Annotated in this window: 8 protein-coding genes, 1 tRNA gene and 2 pseudogenes; 5 read left to right on the top strand and 6 right to left on the bottom strand. The window is 53.4% G+C overall.

Going from position 1 to position 12,922, the window contains the following annotated elements:
• Positions 1-182 precede the first annotated feature (182 nt).
• The 3 genes from CKQ53_RS07065 to pepA all read right to left on the bottom strand — a co-directional run bounded on the left by CKQ53_RS07065 (position 183) and on the right by pepA (position 5,139).
• Positions 183-3,038: a valine--tRNA ligase gene (locus CKQ53_RS07065; protein ID WP_085653793.1), complete on the bottom strand. Its 2,856-nt coding sequence runs from the start codon at positions 3,036-3,038 to the stop codon at positions 183-185.
• A 12-nt stretch (positions 3,039-3,050) separates the two neighbouring features.
• Positions 3,051-3,500 carry a DNA polymerase III subunit chi gene (locus CKQ53_RS07070; RefSeq protein ID WP_085653792.1) on the bottom strand — a complete coding sequence of 150 codons (450 nt, stop codon included), beginning with the start codon at positions 3,498-3,500 and terminating at the stop codon, positions 3,051-3,053.
• A gap of 130 nt (positions 3,501-3,630) precedes the next feature.
• A complete protein-coding gene (pepA, locus tag CKQ53_RS07075; RefSeq protein ID WP_094118172.1) occupies positions 3,631-5,139 on the bottom strand; it encodes a leucyl aminopeptidase in 1,509 nt (502 codons plus the stop codon).
• A gap of 281 nt (positions 5,140-5,420) precedes the next feature.
• On the opposite strand from pepA, the gene lptF reads away from it, so the two are divergent.
• Both lptF and lptG read left to right on the top strand, forming a co-directional pair.
• Positions 5,421-6,521 (top strand): LPS export ABC transporter permease LptF, encoded by a 1,101-nt coding sequence (gene lptF / locus CKQ53_RS07085; protein WP_118894808.1) that lies wholly within the window; start codon positions 5,421-5,423, stop codon positions 6,519-6,521.
• Positions 6,521-7,591: an LPS export ABC transporter permease LptG gene (lptG, locus tag CKQ53_RS07090; RefSeq protein ID WP_085653804.1), complete on the top strand. Its 1,071-nt coding sequence runs from the start codon at positions 6,521-6,523 to the stop codon at positions 7,589-7,591. Before lptF ends, lptG begins: the two co-directional genes overlap by 1 nt.
• 64 nt (positions 7,592-7,655) lie before the next feature.
• Here the strand turns inward: lptG and CKQ53_RS07095 are convergent, their stop codons facing one another.
• Entirely contained in the window at positions 7,656-8,948 is a 1,293-nt protein-coding gene (locus tag CKQ53_RS07095; RefSeq protein WP_094118173.1) for a DUF445 domain-containing protein, read from the bottom strand.
• Positions 8,949-9,149: 201 nt separating this feature from the next.
• Here CKQ53_RS07095 and CKQ53_RS07100 point away from each other — a divergent pair.
• From CKQ53_RS07100 to CKQ53_RS07115, 3 genes and pseudogenes are all read left to right on the top strand, one after another.
• Positions 9,150-9,234: transfer RNA gene (locus tag CKQ53_RS07100), tRNA-Leu, on the top strand.
• A gap of 189 nt (positions 9,235-9,423) precedes the next feature.
• A pseudogene (locus CKQ53_RS07105) lies at positions 9,424-10,446 on the top strand (tyrosine-type recombinase/integrase); the annotation flags it as partial.
• A 71-nt stretch (positions 10,447-10,517) separates the two neighbouring features.
• Positions 10,518-11,686 (top strand): IS3 family transposase gene (locus tag CKQ53_RS07115; protein WP_118894811.1). Its coding sequence is split into 2 segments (ribosomal slippage): positions 10,518-10,767 and positions 10,767-11,686, totalling 1,170 coding nucleotides; the frame shifts between segments, so codons are not numbered across the junction.
• Between the two features lie 8 nt (positions 11,687-11,694).
• Here the strand turns inward: CKQ53_RS07115 and CKQ53_RS07120 are convergent.
• Both CKQ53_RS07120 and CKQ53_RS07125 read right to left on the bottom strand, forming a co-directional pair.
• Positions 11,695-12,321 (bottom strand): annotated as a pseudogene (locus tag CKQ53_RS07120) (relaxase/mobilization nuclease domain-containing protein); the annotation flags it as partial.
• Complete coding sequence (locus CKQ53_RS07125) at positions 12,290-12,670, bottom strand: hypothetical protein (protein WP_409359776.1); 381 nt, start codon at positions 12,668-12,670, stop codon at positions 12,290-12,292. The gene CKQ53_RS07125 and the pseudogene CKQ53_RS07120, both read right to left, overlap by 32 nt.
• Between the last annotated feature and the right edge of the window lie 252 nt (positions 12,671-12,922).

Raw genomic sequence — 12,922 nt, forward strand, 5'->3', positions numbered from 1 at the left:
GTCGGAATTATCCTGCCCCCGGGGCGCCTCCCCAGATTGTTCAAGGGTTTGCGTTACGTGTGTCGATATTCCACTGCTGGGGTAGCGTCGTGTGTATTAGAGGTCTTAGGGACCAATAAAAAAGGGAGATCTGGACGATCTCCCTTTGTGTCGGCCGCATTATTTACGGCTGGTTTTTTTGCTTACAACGCGGCGATGGTCGCCTGCTGTTCTTTCAGTTTCGCTTTTGCATCGGCGTAATGAGTCAGCTTCTCACGTTCTTTCGCGACGACCGCTTCCGGCGCGCGCGCAACAAAGCCTTCGTTAGCCAGTTTGCTTTCGATACGCGAGATCTCGCCATCAATCTTCGCGACCTCTTTCGCTAAACGATCCAGCTCGCTGGCCTTGTCGATCAGACCGGCCATCGGGATCAGCAGTTCGGCGCCGTCCACCAGCTTGGCGACGGAAACCGGTCCTTTATCGCCAGCAGGCAGGACGTCGATGCTCTCCAGTCGCGCCAGCGTTTTGATAAAGCTGAGGTTCTCGTTGATCCGGCGCTGCGCTTCGGCGTTGCTGTCGCGCAGCAGCATTTCCAACGGTTTGCTGGGTGCAATGTTCATCTCGGCGCGAATGTTACGCACGGCGATGATGGTTTGCTTGATCCACTCCAGATCGTGCAGCGCCTGGCTGTCTTCCAGCGCCGCGTCGAAGGCCGGGAACGGCTGCAGCATAATGGTGTCGGCGTCGATGCCTTTCAGCACTTTGACACGCTGCCAGATCGTTTCCGTGATAAACGGAATGATCGGGTGTGCCAGACGCAGCAAGGCTTCCAACACCTGTACCAGCGTGTGACGGGTGCCGCGCAGTTCTGCTTCGCTGCCGCCGTTCATCACCGGCTTGGCGAGTTCCAGATACCAGTCGCAGAACTGGTTCCAGGTAAATTCGTACAGAATATTGGCCGCCAGATCGAAGCGATAGCTGTCCAGCGCTTCACGGTAGGCTTTCACCGTACGATTGAATTCAGCCAGAATCCAGCGGTCTGCCAGCGACAGGACGCGTTCGCCGCCTTGCATTCCGCAATCCTGTCCTTCGGTGTTCATCAGGACAAAGCGGCTGGCGTTCCACAGCTTGTTACAGAAGTTGCGATAACCTTCCAGGCGCTTCATGTCCCAGTTGATGTCGCGACCGGTGGAGGCCAGCGCCGCCAGCGTAAAGCGCAGGGCGTCAGTACCATGCGGTTCGATCCCGTTCGGGAACTGTTTTTCCGTACGCTTGCGGATTTTTTCCGCCAGCTGCGGCTGCATCATGTTGCCGGTGCGTTTTTCCAGCAGCGCTTCCAGAGAGATGCCGTCGACCATATCCAGCGGGTCGATGACGTTCCCCTTGGATTTGGACATTTTCTGTCCTTCGTCGTCGCGAATCAGACCGGTCATGTAGACGGTGTTGAATGGCACCTGCGGCTGACCCTTTTCATCTTTGATGAAATGCATCGTCAGCATAATCATGCGGGCGATCCAGAAGAAGATGATGTCGAAGCCGCTAACCATCACGCTGCTCGGATGGAAGGCTTTCAGCTCAGGAGTCTGTTCCGGCCAGCCCAGCGTGGAGAAGGTCCACAGTCCGGAGGAGAACCAGGTGTCCAGCACGTCTTCGTCCTGCGTCAGCGTCACATCGTCCGCCAGATTGTTTTCGCTACGAACTTCGGCTTCGTCGCGGCCGACATAGACGTTGCCGTTAGCGTCATACCAGGCCGGAATACGGTGACCCCACCACAGCTGGCGGGAAATACACCAGTCCTGAATGTCGCGCATCCAGCTGAAGTACATGTTTTCATACTGTTTCGGTACGAACTGGATACGACCGTCTTCGACGGCTTCCACCGCTTGTTTGGCCAGGGGGGCCGTGCGTACGTACCACTGATCGGTCAGCATCGGCTCAATCACCACGCCGCCGCGGTCGCCGTAAGGCACCGTCAGGTCATGCGCCTTGATCTCTTCCAGCAGGCCTAATTCGTCGAAAGCGGCCACGGTCGCTTTACGCGCGGCGAAACGTTCCATGCCGCGGAAGGCTTCCGGGATAGTGTCGTCATAGACGTCAGAGGCATTTCCGTGGGTGTCGAACACTTCCGCCTGCTGACGGATATCGCCGTCAAAGGTCAGGATGTTGATCATCGGCAGGGCGTGACGTTTACCGACTTCATAGTCGTTGAAGTCATGAGCTGGCGTGATTTTTACGCAGCCGGTGCCTTTTTCCATGTCGGCATGTTCGTCCGCAAGGATAGGAATGCGGCGGCCGATCAGCGGTAGGATGACGTCTTTACCGATTAGGTCTTTATAACGAGGATCTTCCGGGTTTACCGCGACGCCGGTATCGCCCAGCACGGTTTCGGGACGGGTGGTGGCAACGACCAGATAGTCTTTGCCTTCGGCCGTTTTAGCGCCGTCAGCCAGCGGGTAGCGCAGGTGCCACATGGAGCCTTTGACTTCACGGTTCTCCACTTCCAGATCGGAGATGGCGGTGCGCAGTTTCGGATCCCAGTTCACCAGGCGTTTGCCGCGGTAGATCAGGTCCTCTTTGTACAGGCGGACGAAGACTTCCTTCACGGCGTCGGACAGACCTTTATCCATGGTGAAGCGTTCGCGCTCCCAGTCCACGGAGTTGCCCAGACGGCGCATCTGGCGCGTGATGGTGCCGCCGGATTCTTCTTTCCACTGCCAGATTTTGTCGATGAAGGCTTCGCGACCGTAATCGTGGCGCGTCTTGCCTTCTTCGGCGGCGATTTTGCGCTCAACGACCATCTGCGTAGCGATACCGGCATGGTCAGTACCCGCCTGCCACAAGGTATTTTTGCCCTGCATGCGCTGATAGCGGATCAGAGTATCCATAATGGTTTGTTGAAAAGCATGACCCATGTGCAGGCTGCCGGTGACGTTGGGCGGCGGAATCATGATGCTGAAGCTTTCTTGCTCGGTATCGCCGTTTGGCTTGAAGTAGCCTTGTTTTTCCCAGTGCTCGTAAAGCGGCTGCTCTATATCGTGCGGGTTGTATGTCTTTTCCATTATGCTCAAAATTCAGTGGGTTGGCGGTGTAGCCGTGGTCAATCGGAAGCCGACGCTGCGATAGGCTTTATAGCGGTCGCGCGCCAACTGTTTCAGGGATTCTTCGTAAGGGACAAAGTCTATCACTTCATGGAAAGCGGTGGCAAAATCTGCGAACTGCGGCTGCAGGTTGATCATGACCTCGCGCGGCGTATTACCGCGCTTGTGAGGCCAGGCCAGTTCGACGGCCGCTCCCTGACGCGGACCTTCCCCGGCCAGGTTGTGCGGTACGAAAGCATGCGGTGGACGCTGCCATAACGCCTCATCCAGCTTCTGCGCTTGCTCTTCGTCTTCGCAGGCGATGAGTACCCGTTTGCCCGCCCGCCACAGCGTGGCGGCCAGTTCGCAGGTTAGCGCTTCCAGCGCACTGAGTTCTCCGCTTTGGTCTTCTGTTTCAAGAAGATAGAACGTTGCGTTTTTCATTGTTACCTATACTTCCATCGCGGTTTCTGACCGGCGCGGATCTCTGGCTGCGTTAAACGCAGATTCCCGTTTGCACGGGAATCGCCGACGTATCGCCATGCGCCGGGGGACTTCAGCGCGGGGTTACCCCTTACTCGACGTCGTTCAGGCCGGCGCGGTTCAGCAAGAACTGTGACAGCAGCGCGACCGGACGACCCGTCGCGCCTTTGGCTTTGCCGGAACGCCAGGCGGTGCCGGCGATATCCAGGTGCGCCCAGCTGTATTTGCGCGTGAAGCGAGACAGGAAGCAGGCCGCGGTAATGGCGCCGCCGGGGCGTCCCCCGATATTCGCCATATCGGCGAAGTTGGATTCCAGCTGTTCCTGATACTCGTCCAGCATCGGCAGACGCCAGGCACGGTCGCCCGCCTGTTCGGAAGCGCCCAGCAGCTCATGCGCCAGCGGATTGTGGTTCGACATCAGGCCGGTGATATGGTGGCCTAGCGCGATCACGCAGGCACCGGTGAGCGTGGCGATATCGATGACGACATCAGGTTCATAACGTTCCACGTAGGTCAGGGCGTCACACAGCACCAGACGGCCTTCCGCATCGGTATTTAGCACTTCCACCGTCTGGCCGGACATGGTGGTCAGGATATCGCCCGGACGATAGGAGCGGCCATCGACCATGTTCTCACAGCCTGCCAGCACGCCGATGATGTTCAGCGGCAGTTCCAACTCCGCAGCCATCCGCATGACGCCGTACACCGTGGCGGCGCCGCACATGTCGTATTTCATTTCGTCCATGCTGTCGGCGGGCTTGATGGAGATGCCGCCGGAGTCGAACGTCAGCCCTTTGCCCACCAGCACGATAGGCTTAGCGTCGGCGTCTGGGTTGCCTTTATATTCAATCACCGACATCAGGGACTCGTTCTGAGAACCTTGTCCCACCGCCAGGTAGGCGTTCATCCCCAGCTCTTTCATCTGCTGTTCGCCGATGACGCGGGTGGTGATATAGCCGTAGGCGTCCGCCAGCTGACGAGCCTGCGAAGCCAGATAAGCGGCGTTGCAAATGTTGGGCGGCATGTTGCCGAGATCTTTGGCGGCTTTGATGCCGGAAGAAATGGCCAGACCGTGCTGAATGGCGCGTTCGCCGGAGGTCAGTTCGCGGCGAGTCGGTACGTTGAAGACCATTTTTCGCAGCGGACGACGTGGCTCGACTTTGTTGGTTTTTAGCTGATCGAACGTGTAAAGCGTCTCTTTCGCCGTTTCAACGGCCTGACGCACTTTCCAATAAGTGTTACGACCTTTTACATGCAGCTCGGTCAGGAAGCAGACGGCTTCCATAGAGCCGGTATCGTTAAGGGCGTTGATCGTGCGCTGAACGACCTGCTTGTACTGGCGCTCGTCGAGCTCGCGCTCCTTTCCGCAACCGATCAGCAGGATGCGTTCGGAAAGAATGTTCGGTACATGGTGCAGGAGCAATGACTGGCCGACTTTGCCTTCCAACTCGCCACGGCGCAGCAGGGCGCTGATGTAGCCGTCACTGATTTTATCCAGTTGTTCGGCGATAGGTGACAGACGACGCGGTTCGAATACACCGACGACAATGCAGGCACTGCGCTGTTTTTCCGGGCTACCGCTTTTTACGCTGAACTCCATGTACTCTCCTGAATCTTTAAAGACAATAGCGGGTGCTACGGTTAGAATGTGGCACTCCGTAATACTTTCCCACCGTCGCGTTAACATAACCTGTGTTAATCTGAACGACGTAGCGAATCTGTAATAAGGCTTTGCAGGTTCTGATAGCACATCCCGAACGCAGGATGTTGTAACACCGGTTTAGCTACGAGAAGGTTGCCACAAATGAGTATAAATGGCGAGTTAGCGAAAAAACTATCGACTTTCCTGCAAAAAGACAAGTTTTCACAGGCGTATTGAGCGTGATCATCATTCGATATCTGGTACGGGAAACCTTTAAAAGCCAGCTGGCTATCCTGTTTATTCTGCTGCTGATTTTTTTCTGTCAGAAATTAGTGCGAATACTGGGCGCGGCGGTGGACGGTGATATCCCGACGAATCTGGTTTTATCCCTTTTGGGGCTTGGCGTGCCGGAAATGGCGCAGCTTATTTTGCCGTTGAGTCTGTTTCTCGGGTTACTGATGACCTTTGGGCGACTGTACGCTGAAAGCGAAATCACCGTGATGCATGCATGCGGACTGAGCAAGAACGTGCTGCTGAAGGCTGCGGCATGGCTGGCATTGGCAACAGCCGTGGCGGCGACGGTCAACGTGCTATGGCTCAGTCCCTGGTCGTCGCGACATCAGGACGAGGTGCTGGCTGAGGCCAGAGCCAATCCTGGGATGGCGACGCTGGCGGAAGGGCAGTTCCAGCAGTCTCAGGACGGCAATTCGGTGCTTTTCGTGGGTAACGTCAGCGGCAAGGAGTTCGAACACGTATTCCTCGCCCAGATGCGTCCGCGCGACAACGCTCGCCCCTCCGTGGTGGTGGCCGACCACGGCACCGTCGCGCAGGGCGACGACGGATCGCAGGTCGTGACGCTGAACAAAGGCACACGTTATGAAGGGACGGCGATGATGCGCGACTTCCGCATCACCGACTTCACGGATTATCAGGCGGTCATTGGGCATCAGGCGGTCACCGTCGATCCGAATAACGTTGAGCAGATGGACATGAAGACGCTGTGGCGTTCTGATGATGTCGGTGCTCGTGCCGAGTTCCACTGGCGTCTGACGCTGATCCTCTCCGTGCTGGTCATGGCGATTATTGTTGTGCCGCTTAGCGTGGTGAATCCCCGTCAGGGCCGCGTGCTGAGCATGCTGCCAGCCATGTTGCTCTATCTGATTTTCTTCCTGCTGCAGACCTCGCTGCGATCGAATGCCGGTAAGGGCAAGCTCGATCCGCTGGTATGGATGTGGCTGACCAACGCGGTTTATGTGGCGATTGCCGTTGCGCTTAACCTGTGGGATAGCGTGCCGTTGCGCAAATTGAGATACCGCCTGACGCCAAGAGGAGCGGCCTGATGTTTGGAGTTTTAGACCGCTATATCGGTAGAACCATTTTCAATACCATCATGATGACGTTGTTCATGCTGGTATCGCTATCCGGCATCATCAAGTTTGTCGAGCAGCTGCGCAAAGTCGGACAGGGCGGTTATTCGGCGCTGGGGGCCGGGTTCTATACGCTGTTGAGCGTCCCCAAAGACATTGAAACGTTTTTCCCGATGGCGGCGCTGTTAGGCGCACTGTTAGGGTTGGGAACGCTGGCGACGCGCAGCGAACTGGTTGTCATGCAGGCATCTGGTTTTTCCCGCCTGCAGATCGCCGGGGCGGTCATGAAAACCGCTATCCCGCTGGTGCTGCTGACCATGGCCATCGGCGAGTGGGTGGCGCCGCAGGGCGAACAGATGGCGCGCAATTACCGTTCTCAGATGATGTTCGGCGGTTCAATGCTGTCTACCCAGAACGGGATGTGGGCCAAAGACGGGTCTGATTTCGTATTTATTCAGCGGGTGGTGGGCGAAAAAGAGCTGGCGGGCGTGAGTATTTATCACTTCGACAATGACCGTAAGCTGCTGTCGGTACGTTATGCGGCCTCTGCCACCTTTGCTGACGGTATGTGGAAGCTATCGCAGGTCGATACGTCCGAACTCACCGACAGTAAAAAGATTGGCGGCAGCCAAACCCTAAGCGGTGAGTGGAGCACCAGCCTGACGCCAGATAAGCTGGGCGTGGTGGCGCTGGAGCCCAGCGCGCTTTCCATCAGCGGTCTTCATAACTACATCAGTTACCTGAAACAGAGCGGGCAGGAGTCCGGCCGTTATCAGCTCAACATGTGGAGCAAGATTTTTTCTCCGCTGTCGGTAGCGGTGATGATGTTGATGGCGCTGTCGTTTATTTTCGGTCCGTTGAGAAACGTGCCAGCCGGTATGCGCATCGTCATTGGTATCAGCTTCGGCTTCCTGTTTTACGTGCTGGACCAGATCTTTGGTCCGCTGAGCCTGGTTTACCATATGCCGCCAGTGCTGGGGGCTCTGCTACCGAGCGTTCTGTTCCTGGCTATCAGCGTGATGCTACTGCTGAAACGTCGCTAGACGTTCTCCGCTGTCGACTAAAACGGGCCTGCGGGCCCGTTGTCTTTTGTACCGTATCTGTGGGCTAAAACGTGGTTGAATTACGCAGCATGGCAATCAGGTCTGGCAGCTGCGACAGCAGATACAGTCCCAGCCCGATGCTTCCCCCCACCAGCGTGCCGTTGATGCGAATAAACTGGAGATCTTTGCCGATGTTCAGTTCGATTAAACGAGACATCTCTTCAGCATCCCAGCTTTTTACCGTATCGCTAATGTGGCGCGTCAGGAAATTGGCGAACTCGGGTGCGAGCGTGCGCACCGCCTCTTCCAGATGCTGATTGAGCGACGACCGCAATCCTTCATCCTGCATCAACGTTTGTCCCAGCCACTGACCGATGGCGCTAATGCGGGCTTGTACGGCGGAGTCGCTTTGATTGAGGTCGGCCTTGAGCCAGGCGCGCAGGTCACCCCAAAGATCGCTCAAATAGTGATTCAGCGCTTCGTCGTCTTTCAAATAGCGCTTAATCGCTTCGGCCCGCTGCGCCATGTCCGGATCGGTGCGGAGTCGTTCGATCAACCGGACGACGGTACGATTAAAGTGCTGACGCAACTCATGGCCCTCGTCGCGCACGACTTCGTCTAACAGCGTGTTGACCGCGTTGGCGACCACCTCGGCGCTGCGCTCACCCAGCCATTCAGAAGGCAGGATCTTTTCCGTGAGCGGATGCTCACGTTTCAGCCAGCGGATGATCTGTATCGCGATGAATTCACGCGTAGACGGTTTGTTCACCATCCTCAACAGTTGTTCTATCACCGTGTCCAGCAACTGCTGATGGCGATTATTTTTAGTCAGACTTTCCAACAGAACGGCGACAGACTGGGTGAGATCCACTTTATCGATCGCTTTGTGTACCGCACTGCGAATGAAGCGCTGGATACGCTGGTCATCCGCCATATCTAAAATGCCACGCATAAACTGCAACAGATGACCGCCCAGCCGTTCGGCATTATCGGGGTTCTGCAACCAGCATCCCACGATATGAGCAGGATTATGCCGACGGATTAGCGCCAGCAGCGATTCGGTATCGAGGAACTTCTCCTGAACAAAGGTGGCCAGATTGTCCGCGATCCTCGCTTTGTTACGCGGGATAATCGCGGTATGGCGGGAGACTAATGGTAGCGGCACCCGGCGAAACAGCGCTACGACGGCAAACCAGTCGGCCAGCGCACCGACCATCGCCGCCTCGGCAATAGCCTTCGCAGCGCTAACCCAGAAGTTGGGCGGCAAACATAGCGTGGTCACAAAGACGGCGGCCGCAAGACCGAGCAATGACAGCGCCAGTCGTTTGGCTCGTTTCAGTTCAGCTTCTTTATTCATGCATTAAGGTTACCCTGTTTCGCACTAAACAGGCCAAGCGATTATGCCTCCAGGTTACAGACTGAACGATGCAACCCGCAGTCATCGGGCTGAACGGGGATAAGACGAATTTTTCATCACTCAGTCGCGGATTGATGGATTAAGGTTGCGCGGACGCGACTGCACGGTATAATCCCCCCGTTTTCCGCATACTACTTCAGTGCCGAAGTGGCGAAATCGGTAGACGCAGTTGATTCAAAATCAACCGTAGAAATACGTGCCGGTTCGAGTCCGGCCTTCGGCACCAAATAGTACAAAATCGACGTCTATTGACGTCTTTTTTTGTCTCTAAAATCCAGCAGTTACGCTGTTTCCCCTCTGTTCTATGTCTCTTGACGTCCACTCACATCTATCCACATATACCAACAAATGATGGTATAACTGGTGGTATCTTCGGTTCGATTGATTTTGATACCAACAATGGAGGTATCAACTGATGGCGCTCACTGATATCAAAGTTCGAACAACCAAACCCTCAGATAAACCCTTTAAACTGACTGATGGTCAGGGTATGCACCTGCTAATCAACCCCAATGGCTCAAAATACTGGCGTTTACAGTATCGCTTTGATGGTAAGCAAAAGATTCTGGCATTAGGTGTTTATCCAACGGTCACACTTGGCGAAGCTCGTAGAAAAAGAGATGAAGCCAAAAAGTTGGTATCTGTTGGTATCGATCCCTCAGAAAAGAAAAAATCCGACAAGATTGAACAAAGTGAAGCATTTACCTTTGAAGCTATAGCGAGAGACTGGCATACCGCATGTAATCGGAGATGGTCTCCTTCACACAGCGAACGAGTTCTTAAAAGTCTTGAGGACAACCTTTTCTCCTCAATAGGTAAGAGAAAAATTGTTGAGCTTAAAACAAAGGATCTACTCGTTCCGATCAAGGTCGTTGAGGCTTCAGGGCGTCTGGAAGTAGCAGCACGCCTGCAACAGCGAACCACCGCGATAATGCGATATGCAGTCCAGAATGGTTTAATTGACTACAACCCAGCTCAGGAGATGTCTGGGGCTATTGCAGTAGCAAAACGAACCCACAGGCCAGCTTTACCTTTTGATCGCTTCTCTGAACTCCTTCAACGTATTGATAGTTTTAAAGGCAGGAAACTAACCAAACTAGCGGTGAAGCTCACATTGCTGATTTTCATTCGCTCTAGCGAACTCAGGTTTGCAAGATGGTCAGAGATTGATTTAGACAATGCTATGTGGACGATCCCAGCAGAACGTGAACCATTACCCGGAGTGAAGCACTCACACCGTGGGTCAAAAATGCGAACACCACATCTTGTCCCATTAAGCCGTCAAGCCTTAGAAGTCCTTGAAGCGATCAGAGAAATCAGCGGTGGATATGATCTGATTTTTATCGGTGATCACAACCCTGGAAAACCGATGAGCGAAAACACGGTGAACAAGGCTTTAAGGTCTATGGGATATGACACGTCTACAGAGGTGTGTGGTGAAGTGGTTTACTGAATTTGGCCACCTGAACAGAGGTGATATGCTCACCTCAGAACAACACAGGTGCTCCAATGAAAAGAAGAAATTTTAGTCCTGAATTCAAACGCGAATCTGCTCAGCTGGTTGTCGATCAAAACTACACCGTCTCTGATGCCGCCAAGGCTATGGATGTAGGTCTTTCCACGATGACGAAATGGGTCAAACAACTGCGTGATGAGCGTCAGGGCAAAACACCAAAAGCCTCCCCGATAACGCCGGAACAAATCGAAATACGTGAGCTCAGGAAGAAGATGCAACGTATTGAAATGGAAAACGAAATATTAAAAAAGGCTACCGCGCTCTTGATGTCAGACTCCCTGAACAGTTCTCGATAATCGGGAAACTCAGGGCGCGTTATCCTGTGGCCACACTCTGCCATGTGTTCGGGGTTCATCGCAGCAGCTACAAATACTGGAAAAACCGTCCTGAAAAGCCAGACGGCAGACGGGCTATATTACGCAGTCAGGTACTTGAGCTGCATGGCATCAGCCACGGTTCGGCCGGAGCAAGAAGCATCGCCACAATGGCAACCCAGAGAGGCTACCAGATGGGGCGCTGGCTTGCCGGCAGGCTCATGAAAGAGCTGGGACTGGTCAGTTGCCAGCAGCCGACTCACCGGTATAAACGTGGCGGTCATGAGCACGTTGCTATCCCGAACCATCTTGAGCGACAGTTCGCCGTAACGGAGCCCAACCAGGTGTGGTGCGGTGATGTGACCTATATCTGGTCAGGTAAACGCTGGGCGTACCTCGCCGTTGTTCTCGACCTGTTCGCAAGAAAACCAGTGGGTTGGGCAATGTCGTTCTCGCCGGACAGCAGACTCACCATGAAGGCGTTGGAAATGGCATGGGAAACTCGCGGTAAGCCCGCTGGGGTGATGTTCCACAGCGACCAGGGCAGTCACTATACAAGCAGGCAGTTCCGGCAGTTACTGTGGCGATACAGAATCAGACAGAGTATGAGCCGGCGCGGAAACTGCTGGGATAACAGCCCAATGGAGCGCTTCTTCAGGAGTCTGAAGAACGAATGGGTGCCGGTGACGGGTTACGTAAGCTTCAGCGATGCAGCTCACGCCATAACGAACTATATCGTTGGATATTACAGTGCACTAAGACCGCACGAATATAATGGTGGGTTACCACCAAACGAATCGGAAAACCGATACTGGAAAAACTCTAACGCGGTGGCCAGTTTTCGTTGACCACTACACTTGATAAAAGTTAGAAGTTCAGGCGTATCAGCCATACTTTTATCAATGATCTGTTGAAGAGCTTCTTTTGGTGAGGGCTCCCCAGTCCGTTCAGATAGCATTTTCTCATTACGGGACACTCTCTTCCGCTTCGGTTGTGCCGGTTTGGTTGAAGATGCGGCTTTGGTAATAGTAAGGCCATGAGTAATCTCAAGTTCACTAATAATCCGGGTGCTGATGAGGTTTTCGTTCCTACCCAAGTAGAGCTTCCCTCTATTGAGGTTTATGCGACTTGCGATAATGTGTATGTGCTGACCAGCCGGATCGTCATGAAGCACATAGCAGCGAAGATGAGTATTACTGAACCCCATCTTCTTCATGTAGTCGTCAGCTATGTTTACCCATTGGTCATTCGATAATGATTCACTATCGGGTAAGCGAAGTGAGTTGTGCCATACCGGTTTCTGGACATCTGGCCGAAGCTGTTTGGTGCCATCATATTCAGCGATCAGTTCGAGGGCTGAATCACTTAACATGTTTCCGCCAATGAGGATTGGATCACTTTTATGATGTGCTCCTGGCTTCAATGCATACTGGACCACACCAGAGAAGTTCTTACCTCTCTTGATCTTCTGCATACCCTTCACGAGGGAAACTCCAGAAATCTGCTCTTAATAAGTTGCAGCGAAGCTCTTCCAATTGTCGCTTAACAGCGAACAATTCAGTATGGGTAAGCTGGCTTTCTTTGCTCTTACCATCAATATGAGTCGCAATACGATTTAGCTTTTGTGATATTTCCGATAGAGCTTTCCAGGAATTTAAATTAATAGCAGGTATAATAGGCGGTATTTTTTGAAGTGATGCCATGCGAAGCCATTCACCTTTTTTATAAGAGCCTCTTTTTACTTCCAGTATTTGCAGTTCTTCAATATTAAGTCTTACACTAACGCAATAGCTTCTTAACGCTTCGATAGGCATTTTGTTGGTGTTAAACATTCCCCTGCATGAAGATCGCGACAGATCTATTTCTGATATATTTTTTATTTCATTCATATAAACTCCATTTCATAAGTTACTGATTGGTAGGCATAATCCTTATGCCTTTATATAAGTTATATAATGGATTATTAATTTGTCAATCTGCTAGCTTAAATGATTTGGTTTTCTTTTTTTGCATGACTGAAAGAAAGCAATAAAAGCAAGGGCCTTATAGAAACGGTGCAACCGCTTCTATAAGTTAGCTCTTGC

The organism is Lonsdalea britannica (assembly GCF_003515985.1).
In the GTDB taxonomy this organism is placed as follows: Bacteria; Pseudomonadota; Gammaproteobacteria; order Enterobacterales; family Enterobacteriaceae; genus Lonsdalea; species Lonsdalea britannica.

Bases quoted from the DNA above. Each gene is read 5' to 3' on its own strand.
- CKQ53_RS07065 (WP_085653793.1), bottom strand. From the start codon at position 3,038: ATGGAAAAGACATACAACCCGCACGATATAGAGCAGCCGCTTTACGAG.
- CKQ53_RS07070 (WP_085653792.1), bottom strand. From the start codon at position 3,500: ATGAAAAACGCAACGTTCTATCTTCTTGAAACAGAAGACCAAAGCGGA.
- CKQ53_RS07125 (WP_409359776.1), bottom strand. From the start codon at position 12,670: ATGTTTAACACCAACAAAATGCCTATCGAAGCGTTAAGAAGCTATTGC.
- pepA (WP_094118172.1), bottom strand. From the start codon at position 5,139: ATGGAGTTCAGCGTAAAAAGCGGTAGCCCGGAAAAACAGCGCAGTGCC.
- CKQ53_RS07095 (WP_094118173.1), bottom strand. From the start codon at position 8,948: ATGAATAAAGAAGCTGAACTGAAACGAGCCAAACGACTGGCGCTGTCA.
- lptG (WP_085653804.1), top strand. From the start codon at position 6,521: ATGTTTGGAGTTTTAGACCGCTATATCGGTAGAACCATTTTCAATACC.